This is a genomic window from Myxococcales bacterium (assembly GCA_016717005.1).
GTDB lineage: Bacteria > Myxococcota_A > Polyangia > Haliangiales > Haliangiaceae > UBA2376.
Window position 1 is genome coordinate 266,452 of sequence record JADJUF010000038.1, and the last position, 26,967, is coordinate 293,418.

Annotated in this window: 22 protein-coding genes; 12 read left to right on the plus strand and 10 right to left on the minus strand. The window is 74.6% G+C overall.

Annotation, left to right across the window (positions count from 1 at the left end; translation table 11 throughout):
- Positions 1 to 110 precede the first annotated feature (110 nt).
- Positions 111 to 1,133, minus strand: coding sequence for a hypothetical protein (locus IPL61_30170; protein MBK9035476.1), 1,023 nt, complete (start codon positions 1,131 to 1,133; stop codon positions 111 to 113).
- 23 nt (positions 1,134 to 1,156) lie between these two features.
- Between IPL61_30170 and IPL61_30175 the strand changes: the two genes are divergently transcribed.
- Positions 1,157 to 2,161, plus strand: coding sequence for a metallophosphoesterase (locus IPL61_30175; GenBank protein ID MBK9035477.1), 1,005 nt, complete (start codon positions 1,157 to 1,159; stop codon positions 2,159 to 2,161).
- Between the two features lie 198 nt (positions 2,162 to 2,359).
- On the plus strand, positions 2,360 to 4,456 hold the full coding sequence (locus IPL61_30180) for a M4 family metallopeptidase (GenBank protein MBK9035478.1): 2,097 nt from the start codon (positions 2,360 to 2,362) through the stop codon (positions 4,454 to 4,456).
- 319 nt (positions 4,457 to 4,775) lie between these two features.
- On the opposite strand, the gene IPL61_30185 is transcribed toward IPL61_30180, so the two are convergent.
- On the minus strand, positions 4,776 to 5,615 hold the full coding sequence (locus tag IPL61_30185; GenBank protein MBK9035479.1) for a hypothetical protein: 840 nt from the start codon (positions 5,613 to 5,615) through the stop codon (positions 4,776 to 4,778).
- 111 nt (positions 5,616 to 5,726) lie between these two features.
- Between IPL61_30185 and IPL61_30190 the strand changes: the two genes are divergently transcribed.
- Both IPL61_30190 and IPL61_30195 read left to right on the plus strand, forming a co-directional pair.
- Positions 5,727 to 6,983, plus strand: a complete 1,257-nt coding sequence (locus IPL61_30190) for an MFS transporter (protein ID MBK9035480.1) — start codon at positions 5,727 to 5,729, stop codon at positions 6,981 to 6,983.
- A 25-nt stretch (positions 6,984 to 7,008) separates the two neighbouring features.
- Positions 7,009 to 7,989: an NAD(P)-dependent alcohol dehydrogenase gene (locus IPL61_30195; protein ID MBK9035481.1), complete on the plus strand. Its 981-nt coding sequence runs from the start codon at positions 7,009 to 7,011 to the stop codon at positions 7,987 to 7,989.
- Positions 7,990 to 8,021: 32 nt separating this feature from the next.
- Here IPL61_30195 and IPL61_30200 read toward each other — a convergent pair whose 3' ends face one another.
- The 4 genes from IPL61_30200 to IPL61_30215 form a co-directional block, all read right to left on the minus strand.
- On the minus strand, positions 8,022 to 8,879 hold the full coding sequence (locus IPL61_30200; protein MBK9035482.1) for a metallophosphoesterase family protein: 858 nt from the start codon (positions 8,877 to 8,879) through the stop codon (positions 8,022 to 8,024).
- A 223-nt stretch (positions 8,880 to 9,102) separates the two neighbouring features.
- Positions 9,103 to 10,929, minus strand: coding sequence for an OPT/YSL family transporter (locus IPL61_30205; protein MBK9035483.1), 1,827 nt, complete (start codon positions 10,927 to 10,929; stop codon positions 9,103 to 9,105).
- Positions 10,930 to 11,035: 106 nt separating this feature from the next.
- A complete protein-coding gene (locus IPL61_30210) occupies positions 11,036 to 12,172 on the minus strand; it encodes a hypothetical protein (protein ID MBK9035484.1) in 1,137 nt (378 codons plus the stop codon).
- A complete protein-coding gene (locus tag IPL61_30215; protein ID MBK9035485.1) occupies positions 12,169 to 14,523 on the minus strand; it encodes a TonB-dependent receptor in 2,355 nt (784 codons plus the stop codon). Before IPL61_30215 ends, IPL61_30210 begins: the two co-directional genes overlap by 4 nt.
- A gap of 169 nt (positions 14,524 to 14,692) precedes the next feature.
- On the opposite strand from IPL61_30215, the gene nhaA reads away from it, so the two are divergent.
- Both nhaA and IPL61_30225 read left to right on the plus strand, forming a co-directional pair.
- On the plus strand, positions 14,693 to 16,090 hold the full coding sequence (gene nhaA / locus IPL61_30220) for a Na+/H+ antiporter NhaA (GenBank protein MBK9035486.1): 1,398 nt from the start codon (positions 14,693 to 14,695) through the stop codon (positions 16,088 to 16,090).
- Positions 16,091 to 16,104: 14 nt separating this feature from the next.
- Positions 16,105 to 16,572 carry a hypothetical protein gene (locus tag IPL61_30225; protein ID MBK9035487.1) on the plus strand — a complete coding sequence of 156 codons (468 nt, stop codon included), beginning with the start codon at positions 16,105 to 16,107 and terminating at the stop codon, positions 16,570 to 16,572.
- Positions 16,573 to 16,646: 74 nt separating this feature from the next.
- On the opposite strand, the gene IPL61_30230 is transcribed toward IPL61_30225, so the two are convergent.
- Together IPL61_30230 and IPL61_30235 are read right to left on the minus strand one after the other, a co-directional pair.
- Positions 16,647 to 17,954, minus strand: a complete 1,308-nt coding sequence (locus tag IPL61_30230; GenBank protein ID MBK9035488.1) for an acetyl-CoA hydrolase/transferase family protein — start codon at positions 17,952 to 17,954, stop codon at positions 16,647 to 16,649.
- Positions 17,955 to 18,202: 248 nt separating this feature from the next.
- Complete coding sequence (locus IPL61_30235) at positions 18,203 to 18,961, minus strand: CBS domain-containing protein (GenBank protein ID MBK9035489.1); 759 nt, start codon at positions 18,959 to 18,961, stop codon at positions 18,203 to 18,205.
- A gap of 174 nt (positions 18,962 to 19,135) precedes the next feature.
- Here IPL61_30235 and IPL61_30240 point away from each other — a divergent pair, with 174 nt between their 5' ends.
- The gene (locus tag IPL61_30240; protein ID MBK9035490.1) at positions 19,136 to 19,477 is read left to right on the plus strand and encodes a winged helix-turn-helix transcriptional regulator; all 342 of its coding nucleotides are present in this window, start codon (positions 19,136 to 19,138) and stop codon (positions 19,475 to 19,477) included.
- A complete protein-coding gene (locus IPL61_30245) occupies positions 19,474 to 19,944 on the plus strand; it encodes an SRPBCC domain-containing protein (protein MBK9035491.1) in 471 nt (156 codons plus the stop codon). Before IPL61_30240 ends, IPL61_30245 begins: the two co-directional genes overlap by 4 nt.
- Positions 19,945 to 20,030: 86 nt before the next feature.
- Here the strand turns inward: IPL61_30245 and IPL61_30250 are convergent, their stop codons facing one another.
- The gene (locus IPL61_30250; protein MBK9035492.1) at positions 20,031 to 21,965 is read right to left on the minus strand and encodes a hypothetical protein; all 1,935 of its coding nucleotides are present in this window, start codon (positions 21,963 to 21,965) and stop codon (positions 20,031 to 20,033) included.
- A gap of 81 nt (positions 21,966 to 22,046) precedes the next feature.
- Positions 22,047 to 22,238: a hypothetical protein gene (locus IPL61_30255; protein MBK9035493.1), complete on the minus strand. Its 192-nt coding sequence runs from the start codon at positions 22,236 to 22,238 to the stop codon at positions 22,047 to 22,049.
- Positions 22,239 to 22,312: 74 nt separating this feature from the next.
- On the opposite strand from IPL61_30255, the gene IPL61_30260 reads away from it, so the two are divergent.
- The 4 genes from IPL61_30260 (at position 22,313) to IPL61_30275 (ending at position 26,941) form a co-directional block, all read left to right on the plus strand.
- Positions 22,313 to 23,728, plus strand: coding sequence for a serine hydrolase (locus IPL61_30260; protein MBK9035494.1), 1,416 nt, complete (start codon positions 22,313 to 22,315; stop codon positions 23,726 to 23,728).
- Positions 23,729 to 23,781: 53 nt separating this feature from the next.
- On the plus strand, positions 23,782 to 24,696 hold the full coding sequence (locus tag IPL61_30265) for a DUF1963 domain-containing protein (GenBank protein MBK9035495.1): 915 nt from the start codon (positions 23,782 to 23,784) through the stop codon (positions 24,694 to 24,696).
- A complete protein-coding gene (locus IPL61_30270) occupies positions 24,696 to 25,805 on the plus strand; it encodes a hypothetical protein (GenBank protein MBK9035496.1) in 1,110 nt (369 codons plus the stop codon). The genes IPL61_30265 and IPL61_30270 overlap by 1 nt, the downstream gene beginning before the upstream one ends.
- Before the next feature lie 203 nt (positions 25,806 to 26,008).
- Entirely contained in the window at positions 26,009 to 26,941 is a 933-nt protein-coding gene (locus IPL61_30275; protein ID MBK9035497.1) for a DUF808 domain-containing protein, read from the plus strand.
- Positions 26,942 to 26,967 lie beyond the last annotated feature (26 nt).

Here is a 26,967-nt window from a genome sequence, read left to right on the forward strand (position 1 = left end):
CAGGAATGTGGCAGCATTCCGCGCGGATCGGCCACAACCTTGCGTTTTCATTCGCCCCGTCGTTTCCTGTCCCCTTTTCTGACGCGGTAGCGCGAAATTCTAAAGCGATTTCATTGGCTTGAGACCCAGGATCCTGTCCCCACGTCGCGCGCGGCCGCGCGGCATCGGCGCCGCAGCACGTCGTCGGCCAGCGCGGCGGCGATCGCGTCGGCCCGGGCGTGGGCGTCCTGGCCCTCGGGCGACGGGCCGGCGATCCGCGCGATCATCAACAGCGCCATCGCGCGCAGGCGCACGTGGCCGGCGTCGCCGGCGAAGGTCGCGGCGCGGCGGGCCTCGCGCAGCGCGCCGACGGCGTCGCCGGCGCGGTGGTGGCCGTAGGCCAGGCCGTTGGCGCGGCGGCTGCGCGCGAACGGCGCGGTCGTCGGCAGGTCCGGCAGCGCGGCGTGGAGCGCGAGCGCCTCGTCGACGCGGCCGGCGTGGTTGAGCGCGTGCGCGACCTGGCCGGCGTGGCGCGCGCGCAGGCAGTCGGCGTCGGCGCCGGTCAAGGGCGCCAGCAGCGCCGGGACCGCGGCCAGCTCGGCGGCGAGGTCGGCCGGCGCCGCGCGGCTCGCGACGTGGGCCAGCCCGAGCGCGACCTCGACCCGGCCCAGCACGTCGTCGTCGATCACCGCCGCGGCGGTCGCCAGGTGGTCCGCGGCGGCGGCGTCGTCGTCGGTGCGCAGCGCCAGGGTCGCGCGGGCCAGCGACAGCCAGCGGCGCCCGACCCGGCTCTCGCTGGTCGGCGGCCGATCCCAGAGCTGCACCAGATCGAGGCACAGCGGCACCGGCAGATCGACGAAGCGCGCGTGGTAGCTGCCCATGAACCGCAGGCGCTCGTCGACCGCGCGCGGCAACCCGAACTGCGCCAGCAGCCGATCGCCCCACTTGCCGCCGGGCAGGCTGGCGCGCCCGCGCAGGCGGCGCAGCGCGCGGGTGATGCTCTCGACGTCGTCCTTGTAGCTGCGGGTCGCGGCCAGGCGCTCCGCCACCGCCGCCAGCGAGCCGTGCGCGCCGATCAGCGCGTCGAGGTACGCCGGCCAGTCGAGCGCGCCGGTCGCGGCGGTGTGTCCGGGATCGTGTCCGCGACGTACCATCGGGTCGAGCGTATATCGCTTCCATGCTGATCATCGGGGACATCCATGGGTGCTACGCCGAGCTGCTCGCGCTGCTCGACGTCGCCGGCGTCGACGACGGCGAGGTCGTGGTCAGCGTCGGTGATCTGGTCGATCGCGGCCCCGACCCGGGCGCGGTCGTCGACTTCTTCCGCCAGCGCCCCAACGCGCTGGCGCTGTGCGGCAACCACGAGCGCAAGCACGTGCGCGGCGTGCTGTCGTACAGCCAGCAGGTCACGGCGGCGCAGCTGGGCGCCGGCTACGCCGACGCGGTCGCGTGGATGGCGACCTTGCCGTACCACCTCGAGACCGACGACGTGCGCGTGGTCCACTGGGGCCTGTACCCGGGCGTGCCGCTGGCCGATGTCCCCGAGGACGTCCGCGCCGGCACCACGTCGGGCGACGGCCGCCTGCGCGAGCGCTACGGCGAGCGGCCCTGGTACGAGCTGTACGTCGACCCCACGCCGGTCGCGTTCGGCCACGCCGTCATCGGGCCCGAGCCGCTGGTGATCGACGACCGCATCTTCGGCCTCGACACCGGCGCGTGCCACGGCATGGCGCTGACCGGGCTGCGCATGCCCGAGCGGCGGCTGTTCTCGGTGCCGGCGCGGGCCGACCACTGGGCGACCGTCAAGCACCAGTGGCAGGCGCCGGTGCTGCGCGCGCTGCCGTGGGCGACGATGACGTTCGAGCAGATCGCTCGCAAGCTGCGGACCCTGCGCGACCCGGAGCTGGGCGACGCGGTCCTGGCCACGGTGGCGGCCTGGGCCGAGCAGCTCCGGGCGGCGCTGCCGCTGTTGCGGGAGCGGCTCGACGCCGAGGTCGCGCGCCTGCGCGCCGACGCGGGCGCGGACTTCGGGCGCGCGGCCGCGGACCACCCAGCGCACTCATGGCTGCAGCGGCGCCACACCGGTCGGCTGTCGACGGACCACCTCGGTTGCGCGGCGCCCCGCGACGTCGTCACGCTCGGGCGGGCGCTGGGCGTGGAGCTGCCAGCCGCGCCGCTGTGACCGAAGCGCACAGCCGCGGCCCGGGATCGTGGCGTCGCGCACCACCGGCTGGATGTAGGACAACCGGCGTCACGCGGTGACGACCGGGCGTCGCAACGAAAGCGAGCCGCTGTTACGAGCGGGTAGTACGCTGACCGGCCGGCACCGACGAACATGCCGCGACGAGCGACGGCTGGCGGACGCTCCCAGGAGGACTCGATGCGGACCAAGAAGCGGCACACCCTGCGCGGCACCGGCCTGGCGACCCTCGTGGCGATCGCGGGGTGCGCGGCGCCCGACGACGGCACCACCGCCAGCCCGCTGGTGACCACCGGCAGCGACGCCAGCTTCGCGCGGGTCGATCGCATGGTCCTCGCGGCCGACGGCCTGCCCGCGTACATCCGCGGCGACCTCGGTCGGATCGCGGTCGACGCGGTCGACGTGGCCGACGCGCTCGGCGGCGTCATCCCCAAGATCGCGGCGGCGTTCCGGATCGGCGCCGACGATCTGATCGTCGTCGGCGTCCAGCGCGACGCGCTCGGCATGACCCACGTCCGCTACGCCCAGCAGAAGCAGGGGCTGCGGGTGGTCGGCGGCGACCTGGTCGTGCACGTCGGCGCCGACGGCGTCGTGCGCGCGGTCACCAGCACCGCCCGTGACGGCCTCGCCGTCGATCCGACGCCGACGGTCGAGCTCGATCGCGCGATCGCCACCGCCAGCGCGGCGACCGCCGACGGTCAGGTCACGGTCCACGGCACCGACCTGGTCTACGTGTTCGCGACCGGCGACGGCCGCCTGTACCTGGCGTGGGAGGTCGAGCTGCTCGGCCTCGACGGCGCGCTCGTGGCCGACCGGGTCTACGTCGACGCCCACGGCGGGGCCGTGGTCGATCGCCACCCCGACGTGTTCCCGATCAAGAACCGCGAGGTCTTCGACGCCCAGGGGCGCTCGCCGCCGTACTTCAGCAGCCCGGGCCCGCGCCTGGCCACCGAGGGCAGCCCGCCGACCTCCGACGTGACCGCGCTGGCGGCCTACGACAACACCGGCGCGACCTACGACTGCTACCAGGCCAAGTTCGGCCGCGACTCGTACGACAACCGGGGCGCCAAGCTGACCTCGGTGGTCCACGCGGTCTTCCAGACCCCCAGCGGCCAGACCGCCAACAACGCCGCGTGGGTCGGCTCGTTCGGCCCCGGCATGATGGTGTACGGCGACGGCGACGGTCAGCTCATGGCGCCGCTGGCCCGGGCCCTCGACGTCACCGCGCACGAGCTGACCCACGCCGTGACCTCGTCGACCGCGCAGCTCGCGTACCAGAACGAGTCGGGCGCGCTCAACGAGGCCATGAGCGACATCATGGCGTCGGTGTGCGAGGCGTGGAAGGACGACGCCATCAGCCTCGAGACCTGGCAGGTCGGCGAGGACGTGTTCACGCCCGGCGCGCCCGGCGACGCCATGCGCTACATGTACAGCCCGACGCTCGACAGCGCGCTGTACCCGCCGGAGCTGGGCGGCTCGCGCGACTTCTACGCCGACCGCTACACCGGCAGCCAGGACAACGGCGGCGTCCACCTCAACTCGGGCATCGCCAACCTGGCCTTCTACCTGCTGTCCGAAGGCGGCCTGCACCCGCGCCAGCGCGTGACCTTCCGGGTCAACGGCATCGGCCTCGACAAGGCCGGCGCGATCTTCCAGCGCGCGCTGACCCAGGGCTACCTGACGATGAACTCGAACTTCACGGCCGCGCGGACCGCGACCGAGGAGGTCGCGCGCGACCTGTACGGACCGGCCGAGGTCACCGCGGTCGGCACCGCCTGGGCCGCGGTCGGGGTCGGGGCCCTGCCGGTCGTCAACGACACGACGCCGCCGACGGTCGCGATCACCTCGCCCGCCGACGGCGCGGCGGTGGCGGCGGGCTTCGCGGTCGACGTGACCGCCACCGACGACCAGGGCGTGCTGCGGGTCGAGCTCGCGGTCGACGGCGCGCTGGTCGGCACCGACAACAGCCCGCCCTACCAGTTCGACACCGCCGGCGATCTGGCCGTCGGCGAGCACACGCTCACCGCGACCGCGTTCGACGCGGCCAACCAGGCCACCGCGACCTCGACGATCACCGTCGTCGGCGCCGATCAGGTGTGCACGCCGGCGTGCGGCGACGGCGAGACCTGCGTCGCCAACGCGTGCGTGCCCGGCAACGGCGCGGGCGACGAGAGCGGCATCTGCGGCTGCAGCTCAGGGCAGGATCCCGCGAGCGCGCTGGCGCTCGGCGCGGTCGGCGCGCTGCTGGCGCGGCGGCGCCGGCGGACCGCGCGCTAGGCGGCTGTACGACTTTCGGTCAAGCACTGGTCCGCGAGGGGCGTCTCGCGTCGGTCTCGCGTGGGTGGTCGTGGGTAGGGGCCCTCATCGGGGCTTGCCCCTCGAGATGCCGACAGGCTCGGGACGTGCCCTCGGACCGCGGAGCACCCCTGCACCTGCCTGGGTTCGGCGACGAACCCTCTGGGACTCAGCGCTTGCAACTTTTTCGGTCGAGCACCGAGCCGCGCGCCGGGAGTCTCGCGTCTTGGGTGGTCGTGGGTGGGGCCCCGTCGGGGCTTGCCCCCGACGGGGGAGGGCCTGGCGACAGGCCCTCTGGAGCTCAGTCGAGCTCGGTCGGCGCGTGCCACGGCAGGCGCCGCCGGACGTCGAGGTCGGTGTCGATGAGCCACAGATCGACCGGGTTGCCGTCGAACGCGTCGGCCGACAGCGCGTCGGCGAAGCCCCGGAAGTCGGCGTCGAACTCGCCGGCGAGCGCCGCGTCGTTGACGACCAGGCCGACGGTGGCGTAGCCGCGCGGCCGCTGCACCGTGACCGAGGCCTTGTGGTCGGGCGCGAGGTACCCGATCTGCTCGAGGACCGCGCCCACGCGCTCGGCGTCGGCGCGGGTGGCGCCGTCGCGGTAGTAGACCTCGCTGCCGCCGGCGACGGTGATGTTGGGGCCGCGCGTGACCGCGCCGTACGCGACGAGGCCGCCGATCACCGCGCCGGCCTGGAGCACCAGCGCGGCGACCGCGATCACCGCGATGCGTCCGGTGCCCGTGGTCGGGCCCAGCCGCGCGACGTGGGCGTCGTAGCGCGGGCCTTGCACCCGGTGCGCGATCAGCCAGGTGACGGCGACCAGCGGCGCGCTGACCAAGAAGGGCGGCGCGCGCTCGGGGAGGAAGAACGCCAGCGCGAACACCCCGGCCGTGCCGAGCAGGCCCAGCACCAGGGTCGCGACCACGCCCTGCGGCGACCGCATGCGCGCGAAGTTGCGCGCGAGCAGCCACACCGCGGTCAACGGCCCGGTCAGGAACGCCGCCAGGGTGATCTGCTTGGGCGACGCCAGATCGATCAGCGGCTGGTAGTCGGCGGGCGGCGGCCCGGCGTACGGGTACGTCCCGGGCGCGCCGGCGGTGACGGTCGCTTGCGGCAGCGGTGGATCGTGCGGGGCCGACATGGGCGCAGTATGCCGCACGCGTCGACCGTGCGTGCGACGATCGCGGTGTCGCACGGTGCCGCGGGCGATCGCCGGAATGGCGTCGCCGCGGCCACGGTATGAACCCGACCGATGATCGCCGCGCGCCTGCGGGCCGTGTTCCAGGTTCGGCCCGACGAGGTCGCGGCGGCGCTGTGGGCCGCGCTGACGTTCTGCGCGATCCTGACGGCGACCTCCCTGCTGCGGCCGGTGCGCGACGCGCTGGTCCTCGACGGCGATCCCGCGTTCATCCCGTGGCTGTTCACCGCCACGTTCATCGCGATGCTGGCGCTGGCCCCGCCGTGGGGCGCGCTGGTGGCGCGCCAGCCGCGCGGGCGGCTGGTGGCGTGGGTCCATCGCTCGTTCGCCGTGCAGCTCTTGATCTTCGCCGCGCTGGTCCACGGCGGGGTGCGGCCGCTGGTGGTGGGCAAGGTGTTCTACGTCTGGGTGTCGGTCATGAACCTGTTCGGCGTGTCGGTGTTCTGGAGCCTGTGCGCCGATCTGCTCCGGCCCGAGAAGGGGCGCCGGCTGTTCGCGCCGATCGCCGCCGGCGGCACCGCCGGCGCGCTGCTGGGCCCGATCGTGACGCGGGCGCTGGCGCACGAGATCGAGCCGGCGCTGCTGCTGATCATCGCCGCGCTCCTGCTCGAGGCGGCGGTCTGGTCGGCGCACGCGCTCGTGCAGCACGTGCCGTCGGCCCCGCCGGCGCCGACCGGGCTCGGCGGGTCGGCGTTCGCGGCCCTGCCCCGGCTGGTGCGGTCGCCGTACCTGCTCGGCATCGGCGGCTACGCGCTGTGCACGGCGTGCCTGGCGACGTTCGTGTACCTGCGCCAGGCCGGCATCGTGAAGGAGGCGCTGCCCGATCGCGCCGCCCGCACCGCCTTCTTCGCCAACGTCGAGCTCGCCACCGCCGTGGCGACGATGGTGCTCCAGCTGGTGATCACCGCGCGCCTGCTGCGCTGGCTGGGCGTGGGCCTGGTGCTGGCGGCGCTGCCGCTGGTGCAGGGCCTGGGCGTGGTCGCGCTGGTCGCGGCGCCGTCGCTGGCGATGGCGATCGCGGTGTCGGCCAGCGGGCGCGCGGCGACCCACGCGCTGGCGCGGCCGAGCCGCGAGCTGCTGTTCACGGCGCTGCCGCGCGAGGACAAGTACCGCGCGAAGAACGTGATCGACACGCTCGTCTACCGTTTCGGCGACTTCAGCTCGGCGTGGCTGCACCACGGCCTGGTCGCGGCCGGCGTCGCGGTGACCGCGGTCGCCGTGCCGCTGGCCGCGGGCTGGGCCGCGCTGGCGCTGGCGCTGGGGCGCGGTCATCGCCGGCGGGTCGAGGCGGCCGACCCGGCCGATCGCTGACGCCAGCCGTGGCATGCTCGCGGCCATGCACGCCATGGGGATGAAGCGGTGGGCGGCCGGCACGCCGTTCGAGGCATTCGACCTGCCGACGCCCGAGCCGGGCACGCGCGAGGTCCGGGTCGCGGTCCACACGATCGGCGTCAACCCGGTCGACTGGAAGATGCGCGCGTCGGGGCCGCTGCGGCTCGCGGCCCGGTTGATCCGCACCGTGCGCGGCCCGCGCGGGCCGATCATCCTCGGCGTCGACTTCGCGGGCGTGGTCGAGGCGATCGGTGCGCGGGTCACGACCGTCGCGGTCGGCGATCGCGTCGTCGGCGGCACCAACTTCGCGCGCGGCCAGCACGGCAGCTACGCCGACACCGTCGTGGTCCGGGCCGACCAGCTGGCGATCGTGCCCGCGGCGGTGTCGCTCGACGTCGCCGGCGCGCTGCCGGTGGCCGGGGTGACCGCGTGGATGGCGACCCACGAGTTCCGCGCGCTGCAGCCGGGCCGGCGCGCGCTGGTGCTGGGCGCCTCGGGCGGTGTCGGCCAGTTCGCCGTCCAGATCAGCAAGCGCGTGTGCAAGGCCGACCTGACCGTGGGGGTGTGCTCGGGCAAGAACGTCGAGCTCGTGCGCGGGCTCGGCGCCGACGAGGTGCTCGACTACGGCGCCGGCGACGCGCTCGAGCAGGCCCGGGCCCACGGCCCGTTCGACGTGATCATCGACGCCGCCGGCGGTTACCGCGGGTCGCGCTGCCGCGCGCTCCTGGCCCCGGGCGGCCGCCACGTCATGGTCGCGGGCGACTCGCCGGGCGCGATGCTCCAGATCTTCGTGCCGCCGTTCCGCTCGCGCGCGATCCTGGGCCGACCGACCACCGCCCGCCTGAGCGCGCTGGTCGCCGCGGTCGCCGCCGGCCAGGTCGAGGTCGCGATCGCCGAGCGCCTGCCGCTGGCCGAGGCCGAGGCCGCGCACCGCCTGAGCCAGACCCATCGGATGACCGGCAAGATCGTGCTCACGGCCCGGTGACCGGCGCGGCGGCGCGGCGATCACCGCCGCGATCACCGGCCGAGGTCGACGACGAGGATGTCGGGGTCGGCGTAGGTCCGGACCGCGACCTCGGTGGCGCCGACGCCGCGGCTGACGATCAGCGTGCGATCGTGGCCGACGTCGAACCGGCCGTGGGCGTAGCGGCGCGACAGCGGGCCGGGCACGACGATCGGGATCTCGCCGGGCAGGGCGACGTGGCCGCCGTGGGTGTGGCCGCACAGGGCCAGCTCGAAGGGCTCGTCGGCGAGCGCCAGCATCGCCTCGGGCGCGTGCACCAGCACGACCCGCACCCGGGGATCGTCGGGCGCGAACAGCGGCCGCGTCGGCGGCTGGCCGGTCTGAGGATCGTCGAGCCCGGCCACGACGACGTGGGCGCACGGCGCGGGCAGCGCGACCTGCGCGTTGACCAGGACCCGGGCGCCGGCGCGGGTGAGCGCGGCGACGATGGCCGCGTCGTCGGCCCACAGGTCGTGGTTGCCGAGCACCGCGTAGATGCCGAGCGGCGCGCGCAGCCCGCGCAGCCGCGCCTCGATCGCGCCGATGTGCGCGGCGCTGAGGAACACGTAGTCACCGCCGAGGAAGATCACGTCGGCGTCGGCGGCGGCGAGGGCCGCGAACACCTCGTCGAGCAGGCTCGGGTGCGTCGTCGGGCCGGCGTGGAGATCCGAGGCGAACGCGATCCGGACCGGCGGGGTCGCGGCGGGCCAGCGCGGCGTGGCGACGCGGTGATGGCGCACGCGCACGCGCCGCTGCAGCCCGAGCGCGCGGGCCAGGCGCGCGGGCCAGCCATCGCGGTAGGCCCACGCCAGCGCGCCCTCGACGACGTGGCGCCCGGTCGAGTACCTCGCTCCGCGACCGTGCAGCGGCACGTCGTCACGGTAGCACGCGCGATCGCGCGCACGGCGCGGGGGTCGGCGGGGGGCGCGGTCAGGGCGCGGTCGTCGGCCCGGTCCGGGTGCGCGCGTCGGCGGACGCGTCGGCGCGTCAGCGCGCGGTCAGGGTGCGGTCGTCGGCGCGTCAGCGCGCGGTCAGGGTGCGGTCGTCGGCGCGTCAGCGCGCGGTCAGGCGCGGCCGGTCACCGCGCGGCGCGCGTCACTTCGCCAGCACGCCGGTCGCGATCAACATCGCGACCGCGATCCCGGCCAGGCTCTCGCCGGCGATCAGCCCCGACGCGACCGGCACCACGTACTGGTCCGAGATCGCCTTGGTCCGGCGGCGCATGACCTCGGCGATCGTGGCGCCCAGGAACATCGCGATCGAGTTCGAGGCCGGGATGACCATCGCGATGCCGACGCCGGCCGGCGACGGCAGGAACCGCCGCACCCGGGCGGGCGCGAGCTTGTCGACGATCGCCATGACGATGCCGAGCGCGAGGCCGACCACCATCGCCTGCTTGGCCGCGTGCGACAGGCCGCCGAGGCCGTTGGACACGATCGCCGACACGCCCGACCACACCAGGCACGACGGCGCCGGCCACTCGTCGCTGCCCAGCACCGACGGGTCGGGGATGATCGCGTTGAAGACCGGCACGATCACCGCGGCGCCGACCAGCACGCCCAGCAGCTGCGCGTAGACCTGGTGGCGCGGCTTGGCGCCGAGCAGCCACCCGGTCTTGAGCGTCGTCAGCAGATCGGCGGCGTGGAGCCCGACGCCGCCGGTGACGTTCGCCGACATGATGTTGCCCGACAGGTTGCCGGGCGCCATCGCGCCGAAGACCATCTGCGTGACCGGGCCCAGCGCCTTGGTCGGCGTGGTGTCGGTCTCGCCGGTGACGCGCGCGGCGATGAAGCCCATCACCACCGACAGCGGCAGCGCCACGACCGCGGCCCAGACCGGGATGTCGAACATGATCGACATCAGCGCCACGACGATCGGCCCCAGCACCATGTAGCCGGCCGGGAACCACCAGTCGGGCGCCTCGACCGCGGCGATGCCGGTGACCTGCTCGCCGCGCTTCCCGAGCTTGGTCATGCCGGCGAACGCGCGCTTGAGGCTCTTCCAGTCGAGCAGGAACGAGGTGATGCCCGAGCCGACCAGGATCCCGGCGCCCGGCCACAGCGTCCAGTTGACGATCGCCTTGTAGCTGACCGTGGCGATCTCGTGGTGCTCGACCAGGGCCGGGGCGATCAGGCCGTAGGTGACCAGGCCGCCGAGCAACATCGACCACCCGGTGCGGAAGCTCATCAGCGCGCCGGCGCCGATCAAGAGCACCTCGGTCTTGAAGCCGATCGTCCACTTGCCCAGCTCGTAGCCGGCCATCTTGATCGGCAGCGGCAAGGTCGCGGGGATCAGCTTGAGCGCGTCGCGGCCGACCGCGACCAGCGCGCCGACGAGGCCCGCGACGCCCAGCGCGATCGCCTTCTGGCTGCCGCCGCCGGCGCCGGCCGCGTGCAGCGACTCGATGGTCTCGGCGGTGGCGGTGCCGGTCGGGAACGCGAGGTTGTCGCGGTTGATCAGCTGGCGCTTGATCGGGATCGCCGCGAACACGCCGAGCGCGGCGATGACCGCGAACCACAGGATCAGCGGCATCGTGCCCGGCCGCACGGTCGTCACCATCAAGAGCGCGCCGAACGCCGCCATGTTGCCGCCGCCGGTCATGTAGCCGGCGCCCGAGGCCACGGTCGTGAGCGCGTTGTTCTCGAGCGGCCCGAACGGCGCCGCGGGGATCTTGAGGGCCTTGATGCCCTGGAACGCCGCGAACGCCAGGATGCAGGCGGTCAGCGTGACGCCCATGCTCCAGCCGGTCTTGAAGAACACGTACAGGTTCGACATGCACATGACCGCGCCGATCGCCATGCCGATCAAGGCCGCGCGCACGGTGAGGTTGGGCGCGTCGGGGCGGTAGGTGTGCCGGAGCCAGTGCTCCTCGGCGTCGCCGCCCTCGGCGGGCGCGGTCGGTGGGGACGTTGGTTCGGCCATGAGACTCCAGTCGGGCGAGGCCGACCACGATAGTGGCTCGCGCGCCCCGGCGTCCAGGCTCGCTGGCCGCCGCGTGCCCTCCGCGCACCCTTCCCGCGCGGCGCGGTCACGGGCACGGGAACAGCGTGTCGAGCGCCGTGATCAGCGCGGCCGCGTCGACCGCGGTCGGATCGGTGCGGGCCAGCTCGGCGGCGTAGCTGGCGGCGACCGTCGGGTTTCGGGCGGCGGCCGCGCGCGCGAGCGCCGGGCCCAGCACGCGCACGAACTGCCAGTGGACCGCGGCGTCGGCGCCGGCCGCGGCCGCCAGCGCGACCACGCGCGCGCGCACGATCGAGGCCACGCCGCGCACCAGCGCCGCGTCGTACTGGGCCAGCGCGGTCGTGCGCAGCGCCGCGAACATCGCGTCGTCGGTGGCGCTCCCCGGATCGTCGAGCCCGCGCCAGCACCGCACCGCGAGCAGGCCGTCGAAGATCCGGTCGTGGGTCGCGGTCTCGAGGCCGCGCACGTAGCGCGCGAGGCCGAGGCCGCCGGCGCGGTGCTCGCCGCCGCCGTAGTAGGCCCAGCTCGAGTCGCAGTCGGCCGGCGTGGTCTGGCAGGTGACGCTCTCCTTGTACGCGCTGACGTACAGGAACCACAGCAGGCCGGCCTCGATCCGCGCCGCCGCGAGCCGTCGGGCCAGCGGATCGACGTCGGTGGCGCCGGTCGTGAACGCGTCGGCCAGGAGCGGCGTCATCCGCACCGGCCCGACGCAGCGGTCGGGGTAGGGCGTCGGATCGAAGCCGACCGCGTTGCAGGCCATGGGCGCCGCCGGGTAGTGCTCGTCCTCGCGCCGGCCGACCCGCGACTCGAGGCCGTTGGCCAGGCTGTACTGGATGCGCGCGTCGATGAACGCCTGGGCGTCGGGCGCGCCCGGCGTGAACAGGAGCGTCGCGATCTGTTCGAACGCCGCGATCCGCGCGATCGTCGAGACGCTCGCGTTGGTGACGACGTACATCGACGGGTCGGCGTCGGACACGCACGCCGGGTACGGATCGGTCGCCGACATCATCACGCGCGGGGTGTAGTCGGTGGCGGCCGGCATGCACGCCGGGTCGGCGTCGGCCGGCGACGCGTCGGCGGGCGCGTCGATCGTGACGTCGGCGTCGATCGTCGTCGGCGCGTCGGGCGAGGCCGGCGGGTCGGCCTCCTTGCAGGCGGCGCTGGCGAGCGCGGCGAGGCCGAGGACGAAGGCGAGGCGGGTCATGGGGTCAGCTCCAGGTGCACGATCACGCTCCGGCCGGGGCCGTTGATGCTGGACCCATGGTAGCGGTACGCGGCGTCGCCGAGGTTCTCGACGACCGCGCCGATCCGCACCGCCGTGGTGACGCGCACGATCGCCCGGGCGTCGAGCACCGCGTAGCCCGGCGTGCCGCCCGCCGGGATGCGCGGATCGCCGCGGTCGCTCGGGGCCAGGCGATCCTGGGCCACGGCCCAGCGCAGCGCCAGCGCCAGGTCGACGCGCCCGCGCTGGGCGCGCGCCTCGACGGTGCCGTTCCACGGCGGCACCCGGGACAGCGGCACGGTCGCGACGTAGGGGACGGTCGGATCGACCGGGCGCGGCTCGGGGTTGGGGCCCTCGCCGAACGCGTAGCCGATGGTGGCGCGCACGCGCACCGGCGCCAGGTCGAGCTCGGCGGCGCCGTCGAGCCCGCGGACCGTCGCCGGGCCGCCGAGGTTGACCAGCTGGTAGCGGAACCACGCGCCCTGGCAGGCGCGCGCGCTCGGCGGGCAGTCGTCGATCGAGCGCAGCGACCGCGCGATCGCGCCGGTGACCCGCGTGGCGTAGGCCCACGCCTCGGCGCGGACCCGGCCGCGCGCGACCTTCACGCCCAGCTCCGCGGTGATCGCACGCTCCGCCGCCAGCGCCGGGTTCTCGAACTGGAAGCCCGGGCCCGCCGCCTGCCGGCCCGACAGATCGTCGAGGTTGGGCGCGCGGAACGATCGATCGAGCATCGCCGACACCTCGAGGTCGTCGCGCGCGGCCCAGGTCGCACCGATGAAGCCGGCCTGCGTGAGCCAGCGCCGATCGATCGCGGTGGTGGCCGAGGCGTCATCGCCGGGCGCGCGGGCCGCGGCCACGCCGAGCCGGCCGCCAGCGCGCACGGTCAGCGCCCGCCAGGTCGCGGTCGCGGTCGCGAAGCCGCCGCCGGTCAGGTAGCGCGAGCCGGTCAGGTACTGGCCGCGGCTGTCGTAGCGCACGAACCCGAGGTCGGTCAGCTCGAGCCACGCGACCGAGTCGAGGCCGTCGCCGTACAGGTCGGCGCCGTAGTCGCCGGTGAGCGCGAGCGGCCCCACGCGCGCGGCGGCGGTGGTCGCGGTCGCGGTCAGCCCGAGCGTGCGCACGTCGTCTCGGCCGCCCTCGCGCACCGCCGCGCGCGGGCGCTCGCGGATGCGGCGCTCGTGCTGCTCCTGCGCCGACAGCGTCAGGCGCGCGCGCTCGGCCCACGCGCCCAGCCGGCGCTCGAGCGCGACGTACGCGAGCCGGTGGAACTGCTCGTCGTAGCGCAGGCACTCGTCGGGCGGCGCGAACGCCGGCGGGCACTGATCGGTGCGCGGCGCGTCGAGCTGGCGGTAGTCGTAGTAGGCGGCCGTGACGCGGGTCCCGCCGACGCGGTCGACCACGCGCGCGTCCCAGGTGGCCTCGCGGAAGCCGGTGCCGAGCTGGGTGCGGCCGTCGGGCGCGAAGCTGGGCGTGAGCCCGGTCTGGCTGCCGGCGGCGGCGCCGACCGGGCCGCCGCTCTCGAGCAGGCTGACGTCGCGGTAGCCGACGCCGACCAGCGCGCGGGCGCCGTGGCCGAGCGCGACCGACGCCTCGGCCCGGCCGCCGAGCTCGTGATCGGCCGAGCCCCAGCGCAGCTCGAGCCGCGGGGCCAGCGCGCGCGCGGGATCGGGATCCCGCGGGATCGCGTCGAGCACGCCCCCGATCGCGTCCGAGCCCCAGCGGGTCGACGCGCTGCCGCGGATCACGTCGATCGCAGCCAGCGCGCGCGTATCGATCGTGAAGAAGTACTGGTTGGGGCCCTGGCGCCAGGTCGCGTTGTTGAGCCGGATGCCGTCGAACAGGAGCACCGTCTGCTGGCCGGTGCGCCCGCGCAGGTAGGCCGAGCCCTGGGCCGCGGCGGTCTGCTGCACGTACACGCCCGGCTCCCAGCGCAGCGCGTCGGGCGCGGAGCGCGGCTGGCGCACGATCAGATCGTCGCGGGTAACGGTCGAGCTGGCGCGGCCCGGCGCGGGCGCGGGCGCGCGATCGTCGAGCACGATGGTCTCGCGGCCGGTGGCGCGGCCGGTGGCGGGGCCGATGGCGCCGGTGGCGGGGCCGATGGCGCCGGTGGCGGGGCCGGCGGCGCGGCCGATGGCGCGAGCGGCGCGGCCGATGGCGCGGGCGGCGCGGCCGATGGCGCCGGTGGCGGGGCCGATGGCGCCGGTGGCGGGGCGGGTGGCGCCGGTGGCGGGGCGGGTGGCGCGGCCGATGGCGCCGGTGGCGCGACACGTGGCGCGGCCGATGCGGCGGGCGCGGCCACCGCGGCGCTGGCGGCGGCCACCGCCGCCAGCCACGTCAACGAGGGAGCGCGCACCAGCCGCCACTGTAGCGCCGATCGAGGTTGCGCCTGCACACCGCAGTCGCTATGAATTGCCCGCACACACCGGGAGAATGAGCGGCCTGGCGCGGCCAGGTGGACGGACGGTGTCGACGCAGCTATCCCTGCGCCAGGAGTCCGTCGCCATGGCTACCGAGTACCTGTTCCCGCCCGAGGCCCGCCCCCCCGTCGTCCGGGTCGCGCGTGCGCTGATGCGCCCGGTCGAGCGCTTCCTCGCGATCGAGGCCGCCAGCGGCCTGATCCTGCTGGCCGCCGCCGCGGTCGCGCTGATCTGGGCCAACTCGGCCTGGGCCGACGACTACGAGGCGCTGTGGCGCACGCCGCTGGGCTTCACGATCGGCGACTACCGGGTCGAGGCCTCGCTGCACTACGTCGTCAACGACATCTTGATGGCGATCTTCTTCTTCGTCGTCGGGCTCGAGATCCGGCGCGAGATGCACCAGGGTGAGCTGTCGGACCTGCGGCGCGCGGCCTTGCCGATCGTGGCGGCGATCGGCGGCATGGTCGCGCCGGCGCTCCTGTACCTGGCGCTCGCGCCCGGGTCGGCGCACGACGGCTGGGGCGTGCCGATGGCCACCGACATCGCGTTCGCGATCGGCGTGCTGGCGCTCTTGGGGCGCCGGGTGCCGCCGGCCTTGCGCGTGCTGCTCCTGGCGACCGCGATCATCGACGACATCGGCGCGATCATCGTGATCGCGCTGTTCTACTCGTCGGGCGTGTCTGGCCTCGGCTTCGCGGTCGCCGGCATCGGGATCGCGGCGATCGTGGTCATGCGGGCGCTGGGCGTGCGGCGCGCGCTCGCGTACATCCCCGCCGGCGCGGTGATCTGGATCGGCGTCGCCAAGGCCGGCATCCACCCGACCATCGCTGGCGTGATCATCGGGCTGATGACCCCGGCCCAGGCCTGGTACGGCGTGCGCCGGTTCGTGGCCGAGAGCCGCACGCAGCTCGACGAGATCGAGGTCGTGTGCGCCGACGGCCACGCCGACGCCCAGGCGCTGAGCAAGCCGCTGGCCGAGCTCGGCCGCGCCCACCGCGAGGCGACCGCGCCGGTCGAGCGGCTCGAGCACATCCTGCACCCGTGGGTCGCCTACCTGATCATGCCGGTGTTCGCGCTCGCCAACGCCGGCGTCGCGCTGGGCGGGCTCGACCTGGGCGCCGCGCCCGGGGCGCTCGCCGGCGTCATGGTCGGGCTGGTCGTCGGCAAGCCGCTCGGCATCTTGCTCCTGTGCGGGCTCGCGGTCCGGCTCGGCGTGGCCCGGCTGCCGCGCGGCATCGACGTCCGCGGGCTGATCGTGGTCGGCACCGTGGCCGGCGTCGGGTTCACGATGGCCCTGTTCATCGCCGGGCTCGCGTTCCCGGCGTCGCCCGAGCTGCACGGGGTGGCCAAGCTCGGCGTGCTGATGGCGTCGGGGTGCGCCGCGATCCTGGCGTACATCCTCGGGCGCGCGCTCCTGCCGGCGGCGCCGCCGATTGGCGCCGCCGCGACCGCCCACGAGGCCGAGGTCTCGACCGAGGCCTGATACACTGCCGCGCGATGAAGCACCTGTCGACGATCGTCACCGCGGCCCTGGCGGCCGCGTCCCTGGCCGCGTGTGGCGGCAAGAGCAAGGGCGCCGACGCGCCGGTCGGCGGCACCGGCGGTGCCGCGCCGGAGTCCGACCTGCCGTTCGATCCCGAGGCGGTGCGCCAGCAGCTGGCCACCTCCGCGGGTAACGAGGCCTGCGGCGTCGAAGGCGGCGAGACCTTCGGCGGCATCCTCAAGCGCCAGGGCGACGCGCTCGGCACCGCCGACGAGACCGACATCTCGTTCGAGTGCCAGCCCAGCGGCGCCGACGACGGCACCTACGGCTGCACCTGGTCCGTGTTCTCGAAGCCGCCGGCGGCGCCGGACCCCGACGACCCCTGCGGCGGCGAGTGCTGCTCGGGCTACCAGATCATGATCACCGTCAACGCCGACGGCACGTTCGATCCCGCCAGCGCCAACTGCGTCGCGCCGGGGTGAGCTGGTCGGCGCGCGCCGCCGCGGCCGCGCTGGACCTCAACGCGTGTCGGGCGCCGCGACGAACCTGCTGAAGCTCAGCCCAGGACGTAGTGGCGGGTCTGGACCAGCGCGCGGCGCAGCTCGCCGCGGTGGTCGGGGTGGGCGAGGTCGATCAGCGCCTCGCCGCGCTCGCGCAGGGTCAGGCCGTGGAGGTTGCGGGCGCCGTGCTCGGTCACGACCCAGTGGACGTGGCCGCGGGTGGTGACCACGCCCGAGCCGGCCGCGAGCTCGGCGGTGATGCGCGAGACCGTGCCCCGGGCCGCGGTCGACGGCAGCGCGACGATCGGCTTGCCGCCGACCGACAGCGCCGCGCCGCGCAGGAAGTCCATCTGCCCGCCGATGCCCGAGTAGATCGTGTGGCCGAGCGAGTCGGCGCACACCTGCCCGGTCAGATCGAGCGCCAGCGCCGAGTTGATCGCGGTGACCTTCGGGTTCTTGCGGATCAGCGCGGTGTCGTTGGTGCGATCGCAGCCGTGGAACTCGATCGCCGGGTTGTCGTGGATGAAGTCGTACAGGCGCGGCGTGCCCATCACGAACGACGTCACCGAGCGGCCGGGGTGGACCGCCTTGGCGCGGTTGGTGACCACGCCGCCCTCGATCAGCGGCACCAGCCCGTCGGAGAACATCTCGGTGTGGACGCCGAGCTCGTGGTGGTCGATCAACCGCGCCAGCACCGCGTCGGGGATCGCGCCGATGCCGGTCTGGAGCGTCGCGCCGTCCTCGATCAGATCGGCGACGAGCTCGCCGATCTGATCCACGGCGGCGGTGGGCGCGTCGGGATCGTGGCGCGGCAGCGGTCGGTCGGTGCGCACGAACGCGTGGATGCGGTCGAGCGAGACCATCGTGTTGCCGTGGGTGCGCGGCATCTGCTCGTTGATCTCGGCGATCACCAGCCGGGCGCTGTCGACGGCGCCGCGGGCGGCGTCGGCCGAGGTGCCGAGCGACACGAACCCGTGGCGATCGGGCGGCGACACCTGCACCAGCGCCACGTCGAGCGGCACGGTGCCCGACGTGAACAGGCCGGGGATGTCCGACAGGAACACCGGCATGAAGTCGGCGCGGCCGTCGGCGACCGCGGCGCGGGCGTCGGGCCCGACGAAGAACGACACCGAGCGCAGCCGGGCGGTGACCTCCGGCGCCAGGAAGCTGGCGGTGCCGGTGGTGTGGAGGTGGTAGAGCCGGACGTCGGTGAGGTCGGCGACGTTGGCGCGCGCGGCCAGCGCGTCGAGCAGCGGCACCGGCGTCGCGGCGGCGCCGTGCACGAACACCCGGGCGCCGGAGCCGATCGTCGCGATCGCCTCGGTGGCGGAGACCGCGCGGGCGGCCCAGTCAGTTGAGAGCATGGGAGGATCGTGCCGATCGCCGCAGCGCATGCAAGCCTTTCGGCCGAGCACCGCGGCGCGCCCAGCACCTGCCCGGCGCTGGCGAACGAACGATCTGGTCCTCAGCCGCCGGTCCACGTGGCGGGCGGCGCGCGTCGTGGGAGCGGAACCTCGCGGCGCCCGTCGGGCGACCGACCCGGCTCGGGTGCGCCTGGGGTCGTGCTGCGCCCCAGCACCTGCCTGGGGTCCGGCGACGAACGAGCTGGCCCTCAGCCGCGGGCGACCACGCCGGCGAAGTCCAGCCCGGACACCACGCCGACGAAGTCGCGCACCTTGCTGACCACGATCCGGCGCACGCCCATGCGCGCGCACTGGGCCGCGGCGCGGTGGACGGCGGTCTCCGAGGGCAGGCAGATCAGCGCCGGGTCGAGCAGGTCGCCGACCGGCGTCGTGTGGACCAGATCGCGGGCGGCGAGCGCCTCCTCCTGCGTGAACACGCCGACCGGCCAGTCGTTGTCGGTCACGATCAGCCCGGTGATGCGGGCGCGATCGAGCCACTCCATCGCCAGCGCCAGCGACTGGTCGACGCGGATCGTCGCCACCGGCGTGCTCATGATCTCCTGGATCGAGCCGGTGATCTTCGCGTCCTCGACCGCGCGGGTCAGGTCGGTCGTGGTGATCACGCCGACCAGGCGGCCGCCGTCGACCGCGAACACGCGGTGGATGCGGTGCTCGACCATCAGCCGCGCGGCGTCGCGCAACGGCGCGGCGTGCTCGATGACGATCGGGCCCTGGCTCATCACCGCGGCGCAGGTCGCGTCGTGGTCCTTGGGGTGGTAGCGCTGGTGCCGCAGGAGATCGGTCCGCGACACCACGCCGACGATCGATCCTCGATCGTCGACCAGCGGGACCGACGAGATCCGGCGGGTGGCGAGCTGGGTGGCGACCTCGGTCAGCGGCGTCGTCGGCGTGGCGGTGACCAGGTCGGTCGTCAGGTAGCGCGTGACGGGATGGCTAGCGACGCTCATGCCCCGCAGCGTCTGCAAGCGCCCGGCCAGCGAGATCTGCAACGATCGCGCAGGTCGTGCGCAGGCCTCTCGACGACCCGAGCGCGCCTGCAAGACCCGCGGATCGCTACGAACGCGGACAGGACGAGCGCCGTTGACATTAGAATAACACATGCGTTATATAACGAATTCCTGATGAACGACGCCATCGACACGACCCTGGCCGCGCTCGCCGATCCGACGCGTCGGGCGATGCTGGCGCGGCTGGCCCGGGGCGAAGCGACGGTCACCGAGCTGGCCGCGCCGTTTCCGATCTCGCAGCCGGCGATCTCGCGCCACCTCCGGGTGCTCGAGCAGGCTGGCCTGATCGTGCGGCGGGTCGACGGCACGCGCCGGCCCTGCCGGCTGGCGCCGGGCGCGCTCGATGAGGTCGACGCCTACCTCGCCATGCTGCGCAAGGGCATGGAGCGCAGCTACGAGCGCCTCGATCAGCTGCTGGCGCGCACGACCTCCACCGATCGAAAGGACACGCCATGACCAAGCTCACCTTGACCACCGAAGGCGACACGTTCGTCATCGTCACCCGCCGGTTCGCCGCGCCGCCGGCCGCCGTCTACCGCGCCCACGTCGAGCCCGCGCTGCTCCAGCAGTGGTGCCTGGGTCCCGACGGCTGGACCATGCCGGTCTGCATCAACGACGCGCGGGTCGGCGGCGCGATCCGCTACGAGTGGAGCGACGGCCAGGGCGGCGGCTTCCACCTGACCGGCGAGTTCCTCGAGGTCGAGCCGCCGCACCGCCTCGTGCACGTCGAGCGGATGTTCCTGCCCGATCCGACGCCGGACAACCACGTCGTGACGACGTTCACCGCCGACGGCGACGGCACGGTCGTGGTCATGCGCATGACGCTGCCCGACCGCGCGACCCGCGACGCGATGCTCGCGACCGGCATGGCCGACGGCATGGAGATGGGCTACCAGCGCCTCGACCGCAGCCTCGCGGCCTGAGCCGCGGGCCGACCCGGCGCCGCCGACCAGCTCGCTCAGGATGCGCGGGCCGCAGCGGGCCACAGCCGCGGGCGCGCGCCGCGGGCTCACTCGGTGACGAGCGGGCCGCAGGCGCCGGCGACGCAGTCGCAGACGCCGCCGCAGGCGTCGATGATCGTGCCGTCGTCGAGGAAGCGATCGATCTGATCCATGATGCGCGCGCGCCGGCGCGCGTTCTCGTGGGCCTGGTTGTTCATGGTGTTGAGCAGGTTGGTGGTGGGCGGCTTGGGCGTGGGATCCTCGTCGACGATCACCAGGCCCGACGTCGGCGCGGCGCCGGCGAGCGCGAGGCCGTACGGGATCGTGACCGCGGGCGCGGCCAGGTCCAGGCCCATCGTGCGGGCCTGCAGGAACGCGCCGAGGTTGGTCACCTGGGCGTCGCCGAGCGAGGTGTGCAGGAGGTAGCTCTTGCCGAGCGACGCGTCCCGGGCCAGCGGCGCCCAGTGCAGCGGATCGATCACGTCGAGGCCCATCTGCACGATCTGCTGCAGCAGCGTCTGGGTCAGCGGGTCGGGGTACGTGCCCTTGAACGGCAGGCTCAGCGTCGCCCAGTTGGTCGAGCGCTCGAACAGCAGGCTCCAGTTGGCGCCGCCGACGTTGAGGGCCGCGCGCCTCATGTGCGGATCGATCGCGTAGAGCGTGCTGCCCAGGATGTGGCCCTGCGAGATGCCGTAGAACGTGATCTCGGCGGTGGTGTCCGCGACCGAGGCGCCGGTGCCGTCGGTCAGGACCTGGGTCGCGAGCTGGGTCGGCGCGAGCGCGACCAGCGCCTCGACGTCGATCATGCCCTGGACGATGCGCTCGCCGAAGCCGATCACCTTGTCGAGGTTGCCGAGCGCGATCAGCGCGCTGGCCGCGTCCGGGTTCGACATGCCGCGCCAGTCGGTGCCGATGATGATGCGGCAGCTGCGGACCGCGAACGCCTGCAGGTAGGCGCCGCCGGTCTCCTCGATCCCGCCGAAGAAGCCGTGGCCGAACACGGTGATCGGCGCCGGCGCGGCCGCGGTGGCGCACTCCGGCACCAGCGCCACGCCGCGCGCCAGCGACGTGCTCCGCACCTCGGGCCGCCCCATCGAGTCGCGGGTCAGGCCGTCGCCGTCGCGCACGTCCGGGGCGTCGAACGAGAAGAAGACCCGCTTGGCCAGGCCGGGGCGGGGGGTGGTCTCGACGACGATGTCGTGGAGCGCGAGGTTGGCGCCGCCCGCGCCCTGGAAGGTCGCCGCGGCGTCGCGCGCGCCCAGCAGATCGCGCCGGAGCTCCTCGTCGGGGGCGGTCGTGAAGTCCCAGGCCAGGAGCAGGTCGTCGGTCGCGATGCCGGCGGCGGTGAGCGCGGCGAAGATGTCGGGGTAGCTCGGGCGCAGGGCCTCGAGCCGGGCGTTGTCGGTGGTGGCGCCCGACACGATCGCGGCGAAGCCCGCGGGCACCGCGATCGCCGCGCCGTCGGCGGCGCGCAGCGACTTCTTGATCGCGACCAGGTAGCGGTGGCCGCCCTCGAGGCGCGTGGTCGGCCGCAGGTACAGGGCCTGGCGGGCGCCGTCGTTGGGCAGGGCGTTGGCGTCGACCTCGGCGAAGTGCGCGACCAGCGCGCCGGTGGTGGCGTCGACGATCGCGGTCGGGCTGGCGGCGGTCAGGCTCGCGCCGATCGCGTCGAACCCGGCCAGGTTGCCGCCGTCGAGCTCGACGCCGAAGTGCGCGATGATCTGCGTGGCCGGCGAGTAGCCGCTGCGCCCGTTGATGTGCGCGGGATCGAACACCGCGCCGCCGTTGCCGGGCGGCACCGCGCCGGGCGGCACCGCCAGGACCACGCCGGTGGGCGAGGTCGCGTCGGCGACCAGGTAGCTCGACACCGGCCACGGCGCCAGGCACGCGCCGCCCTGCAGCGGGTTGCACGCCGGCGGGACGTCGAGCTTGACGACGTCGTCATCACCGCCGCAGGCGGCCGCGAGCGACACGAGGAGGGCCCAGCAAGGGAGTGCGCGCATCGCCGCGACGGTACCGCGATCGCGGCCGGTGGCGGTGCGCTTACCGCCTGGCGATGCGCACCGCCGCGGGCGAGCGCGCGCTCAGAAGCAGCAGCTGTCGCGGTAGCCGCAGCGCGGGCACTTGTAGTGCGCGTGCTCGGGCTCCATCAACGTGGCGCAGGTCGGGCACGTGATCGACAGGTCGGCCTTGCACATCGGCGGCACGGTGCCGCGGGCGCGCGGGCTGGTGGCGATCGGGGGGGCTGGCACGCTCGGCGCAAGCGGGCGGTTCATGGGCCAGAGCGTACCCGAGGGGGCTGATCATCGCGGGCGCGGCCCGCCCGGAGGCCGTGGTAACTACGCCAGCGATGAACGCTACCCTCCGGTTCTCGTCCGCGCTCCTGGTCGCCATCACCGTCGCTGCCTGCGGCGGCGGTGGCAAGGCTCCCGCGACCCCGGCCCCGCCGCCGACCGCCCCCGCGCCGACCCCGCCGACGCAGGATCCGCCGGCGCAGGTCGAGGGCCCGACCGCCGAGGAGTCGCTGACCTGGGTCCTCGCGACGATCGCGTCGGGCCAGGTCACCGCCGCCGACGTCGAGGCCCGGTTCGCGCCGGCCTTCCTCAAGCAGGTGCCGGCCGCGCAGCTCGTCACGATCTTCACCGCGCTCCACGATCAGCTGCCGCCGGTGAAGATCTTGAAGCAGGAGGGCCAGGCGCCGCGCACGCTGTCGGCGCTGCTCGACACCGGCTCGGGCGGGGTCCGCGTCGACGTCGCCATGAGCGCGACGCGGCCGCGCATGATCGAGGGCCTGCTGTTCAAGCCGGCCAGCGCCGAGGCGCCGCCCAAGACCTACGGCGACGCGGTCGCGATGCTCGAGAAGGCCGGCGGCAAGAGCCAGCTGTTCGTCGGGCAGCTGGTCAAGGGCGCGTGCGTCCCGAAGCAGAACCACAACACGACGATGAGCCTGGCGGTGGGCTCGACCTTCAAGCTGTACGTCCTGCTCGGGCTCGACGAGAAGATCCGCGGCGACAAGAAGCTGTCGTGGGACACCAAGCTGGCCGTGCGCGACGCCGGCAAGAGCCTGCCGTCGGGGACGATGCAGGACGAGGCCGCGGGCACCGAGCACACGCTGCGCGAGTTCGCGACCCAGATGATCTCGATCAGCGACAACACCGCGACCGATCACCTGATCGACTTCGTCGGCGACGCCGGGGTCGAGAAGGCGCTCAAGCTGGCCAAGCACGGCACGCCGGCCGCCAACATCCCGTTCCTGCGCACGCGCGAGCTGTTCGGCCTGAAGCTGACGGCCACGCCCGAGGAGCTGGCCGCGTACCGGAAGGCCAACGTGGCCGGCAAGCGCAAGCTCGCCGCCGAGCTGCGCGCGCGCCCGATCGACGTGGCCACCGCGATCAAGGACTGGGGCGACACGCCGCGCGCGCTCGATCTCGAGTGGTTCGGTGACGCCCGCGACCTGTGCAACGTCATGGCGACGCTGGGCACCCGGGCCAAGCTCAGCCCCGACGCCGAGCTGCTCAAGATCCTCAGCAAGAACGCGGGCGTCGAGATCGATCGCAGCCAGTGGAACTACGTCGGCTTCAAGGGCGGGTCCGAGCCCGGCGTGATGAACCTGACCTGGCTCCTGCAGCGCGCCGACGGGCTGTGGTTCGTGGTCGTGGTCGCGGTCAACGACGACGGCCACGCCCTCGACGAGGGCCTGATCGTCAACGCCGCGACCGGGACCCTCGCGATCCTCGGGGCCGAGGTCGCGCTGCCGACGCCGTGAAAGAAAGACGACGAGGGCGTGTCACATCGCCGGCGAGCGTGGCTCAATGAGTCGTGACCCCAGACGCCATCCTCGAAGCCCTGCGACGTGCCGGTCATGGTGAGCACGCGGACGCGGTCCGCGCCGTCCTCGAGCCCGGCATCCACCTGACCGCGACCGCTCTCGCGGGTCGCCCCGCCGACTGGCGGACGGCCGGCGAGGCCGAGGCCGACGCTGACGCCGCCGAGGCCGACGCTGACGCCGCCGAGGCCGACCGCGTCGCGGTCTTCGACGCAGCCATGGCGGCGCTGCCGCTCGGGGCGTCGCGGTTCGGCGGGATTCCGGACCTGCCGCCCGGCGCGGCCTGGCCCGAGCGCGACGGCGTGCCGATGGAGTTCATCGCGCAGTTCAGGCTCGACGAGCTCGCCGGGCTCGACCCGCAGGGCCGCCTGCCCGCCGGCGGCGCGCTGCTGTTCTTCTACAACGCCCAGTGGGAGCACTCGGACATGGAGCCCGACGCCGCCTGCTGCGCGGTGCTGTTCCACCCGGGTCCGGTGGCCGAGCTGGTGCGCGCGACGCCGCCGACGGTCGAGTGGCAGAGCGAGTTCTCCGCGGTGCCGCAGGTGGCGCCGTTCGTCCACGGGCTGGCCGCGGTGCGCGGCGCGCCGTGCACGATGGCGCCGGGCCAGACGGGGCCGTTCGTGCCGGAGCGCCTGGCGTCGTTCTGGCAGGGCTTCGCCTCGGATCACAGCGCCGCGTACCAGCCCGGCGGCGCCGACGCGCCCCAGAACCACCTGCTCGGCTACGTCGACGCGCCCGACTACGTCGACGCCCAGCAGCCCGGCGATCAGCTGCTGTTCCAGGTGAGCTCGGACGACGCCGCGGAGTTTCAGTTCGGCGACTGCGACTCGCTGTACTTCATCCTGACGGCGGCCGAGCTCGCGGCGCGGGACTTCTCGCGCGTGCGCGTGTACCAGCAGCTCGGGTGATGGTCGACCCGCGCGTCACCGCGGCAGTGCGCCACGGCGGCGTCGGGGTGCTCGACGGGCGCGGGCTGATGCGCCTGGCCGACGCGCGCGCGCTGGTGGCGAGCACGTCGGTGTTCGCCCGCGGCGACGACGACGCCGGCGCGGGCCACGCCGGCGTCGGGCGGGTGCTGCCGAGCGACCGGCTGTGGGCGGCGCTGCTGTCCTTGGCGGACGTCGACGAGTTCGCGCGGGAAGCGTCGCGGCTGACCTGGGCCTTCCATCCCCGCGGGTTCGACAACGTCGACCTGCACCGCCGCTACGGCGACGGCATCGTGCGGTGGCTGGCCACGCGGGTCGGCGCCGACGGCGTCCTGGCCAGCACGCCGTGGTGCGTGGTGCCGTGCCTGCTGGCGTGTGGCGACGCCGCGGCGTTCGCGCTGGCCTGGGGCGTCGCGCGGGTCGAGGGCGCGTCGATCGATCTGCTGCGGACGTGGTGCGATCGCCACCCGGCCGCGGCCGCGGCCGAGCTCGCCGCCCGCCTGCCGGCGCCGCGCGCGGCCGCCCACCTGGCCGGGCTGCGCTGGCGGCACCCCGACCTGCCGCTGCCGGCGCCGGCCCGGCCCGCGTCGGCGTCCGACATCCTGGCGCACCTCGACGGGTGCGCGCTCGAGCTGACCGATCGCGCGGTGCGGGCGTGGCCCGCGCTCGGCGGGCGCGGGGCCAGCACGCTGCACGGCGTCCGCGCCGTGGCGGCGCGCGTCGGCGACGCCTGGGGGCTCGTGCTCGAGCGGATCGAGGGCGATCGCGCGACCGGCGTCCAGGCCGCCCGCGCGCTGGCCTTCGGCTACGGTGCCGACGTGGCCGGCGGCGCGATCCAGCGCGCGCGGCCGCTGATCCTCGATGGCGCGCCCGCGGCGGGACCGGCGTTCGTCGCGTGGCTGCGGGCGCGCCTGGCCGCGGCGCCCGACGGGGTGCTGGGCCCGCCGGCGGCGGCGCTGGCGGCGGTGGGCCTCGGCGGCGGCGCGACCGTGGTCGCCGTCGTCGACGACCTCGCCCTGGTCGATCCGGCGGAGCGCCTCCCCAGCGCCACCCTGGCGGTCCGCGCGCTGGCGGCGGCGCTGGCGGGATGAGGTGCAACCGCGGCCGCACCGGGCATCGTGTGGGTACCCGCGCGAGCGCAGCACCCGCCGTGTCCCGGCGGCCCTGATCCGATCGGCTGCCACCCGGGGTCGGCGCCGGGGCGTCTGCCGCCGACCTCGCCACACGTCATCCAGGCCGTGGCCGCGATGGTACGCGCTGGCGGCTCGCCGACGAGTTGCTACGCTGCGGCCCGATGCCCGCGAGCCTGCTAGCGCTCCTCGACGACATCTCGCTCATCCTCGACGACGTCGTGCTCTTGACCAAGGCCGCGTCGAAGAAGACCGCGGGCGTGCTGGGCGACGACCTGGCGCTCAACGCGCAGCAGGTGGCGGGGGTCAAGGCCGAGCGCGAGCTGCCGGTGGTGTGGGCGGTGGCGCGCGGGTCGCTGGTCAACAAGGCGATCATCGTGCCGGCGGCGTTCCTGATCAGCGTGCTCGTGCCGTGGCTGGTGCTGCCGCTGCTCATGATCGGCGGCGCGTTCCTGTGCTACGAGGGCTGCCACAAGCTGGCCCACCGCTGGCTGCACACGGCCGATGACGACCGCGCCCACCACCAGGCGCTGGTCGCGGCGGTCGCCGACCCCGCGGTCGATCTGGTCGCGGTCGAGCGCGCCAAGATCAAGGGCGCGGTGCGGACCGACTTCATCCTGTCGGCCGAGATCATCGTGATCACGCTCGGCACCGTCGCCGACGCGTCGGTCGCGGTGCGCATCGCGGTGCTGTGCGCGATCGCGCTGGTGATGACGGTGGGGGTCTACGGCCTGGTCGCCGGCATCGTCCGGCTCGACGACGCCGGCCGGGCGCTGGTCGCGCGGCCCGGCGGCGGGGCCCAGGCGCTGGGCCGGATCCTCTTGGCGCTGGCGCCGCGGCTGATGCGGTTCCTCGCGGTCGCCGGCACCGCGGCGATGTTCATGGTCGGCGGCGGCATCGTCGCCCACGCCATCGGCCCCCTGCACCGCGCGATCACGGACGTGGCCGCGGGCGCCGACCAAGTCGCGGCGATCGGCGCGGCGCTGGCCTGGCTGGTGCCGTCGGTCGCCAACGCGGTGGTCGGCGTGATCGTCGGCGCGGTGGTGCTGGTCGCGGTGCTGCTCGGCGGGCGCCTGATCGCCCGGGCGCGCCGGTAGCGGCGCCACCAGCCGTCGGGCCAGGC

Bases quoted from the DNA above. Each gene is read 5' to 3' on its own strand.
- IPL61_30170 (MBK9035476.1), bottom strand. From the start codon at position 1,133: ATGGTACGTCGCGGACACGATCCCGGACACACCGCCGCGACCGGCGCG.
- IPL61_30175 (MBK9035477.1), top strand. From the start codon at position 1,157: ATGCTGATCATCGGGGACATCCATGGGTGCTACGCCGAGCTGCTCGCG.
- IPL61_30180 (MBK9035478.1), top strand. From the start codon at position 2,360: ATGCGGACCAAGAAGCGGCACACCCTGCGCGGCACCGGCCTGGCGACC.
- IPL61_30185 (MBK9035479.1), bottom strand. From the start codon at position 5,615: ATGTCGGCCCCGCACGATCCACCGCTGCCGCAAGCGACCGTCACCGCC.
- IPL61_30190 (MBK9035480.1), top strand. From the start codon at position 5,727: ATGATCGCCGCGCGCCTGCGGGCCGTGTTCCAGGTTCGGCCCGACGAG.
- IPL61_30195 (MBK9035481.1), top strand. From the start codon at position 7,009: ATGCACGCCATGGGGATGAAGCGGTGGGCGGCCGGCACGCCGTTCGAG.
- IPL61_30205 (MBK9035483.1), bottom strand. From the start codon at position 10,929: ATGGCCGAACCAACGTCCCCACCGACCGCGCCCGCCGAGGGCGGCGAC.
- IPL61_30210 (MBK9035484.1), bottom strand. From the start codon at position 12,172: ATGACCCGCCTCGCCTTCGTCCTCGGCCTCGCCGCGCTCGCCAGCGCC.
- nhaA (MBK9035486.1), top strand. From the start codon at position 14,693: ATGGCTACCGAGTACCTGTTCCCGCCCGAGGCCCGCCCCCCCGTCGTC.
- IPL61_30225 (MBK9035487.1), top strand. From the start codon at position 16,105: ATGAAGCACCTGTCGACGATCGTCACCGCGGCCCTGGCGGCCGCGTCC.
- IPL61_30230 (MBK9035488.1), bottom strand. From the start codon at position 17,954: ATGCTCTCAACTGACTGGGCCGCCCGCGCGGTCTCCGCCACCGAGGCG.
- IPL61_30235 (MBK9035489.1), bottom strand. From the start codon at position 18,961: ATGAGCGTCGCTAGCCATCCCGTCACGCGCTACCTGACGACCGACCTG.
- IPL61_30240 (MBK9035490.1), top strand. From the start codon at position 19,136: ATGAACGACGCCATCGACACGACCCTGGCCGCGCTCGCCGATCCGACG.
- IPL61_30245 (MBK9035491.1), top strand. From the start codon at position 19,474: ATGACCAAGCTCACCTTGACCACCGAAGGCGACACGTTCGTCATCGTC.
- IPL61_30250 (MBK9035492.1), bottom strand. From the start codon at position 21,965: ATGCGCGCACTCCCTTGCTGGGCCCTCCTCGTGTCGCTCGCGGCCGCC.
- IPL61_30255 (MBK9035493.1), bottom strand. From the start codon at position 22,238: ATGAACCGCCCGCTTGCGCCGAGCGTGCCAGCCCCCCCGATCGCCACC.
- IPL61_30260 (MBK9035494.1), top strand. From the start codon at position 22,313: ATGAACGCTACCCTCCGGTTCTCGTCCGCGCTCCTGGTCGCCATCACC.
- IPL61_30270 (MBK9035496.1), top strand. From the start codon at position 24,696: ATGGTCGACCCGCGCGTCACCGCGGCAGTGCGCCACGGCGGCGTCGGG.
- IPL61_30275 (MBK9035497.1), top strand. From the start codon at position 26,009: ATGCCCGCGAGCCTGCTAGCGCTCCTCGACGACATCTCGCTCATCCTC.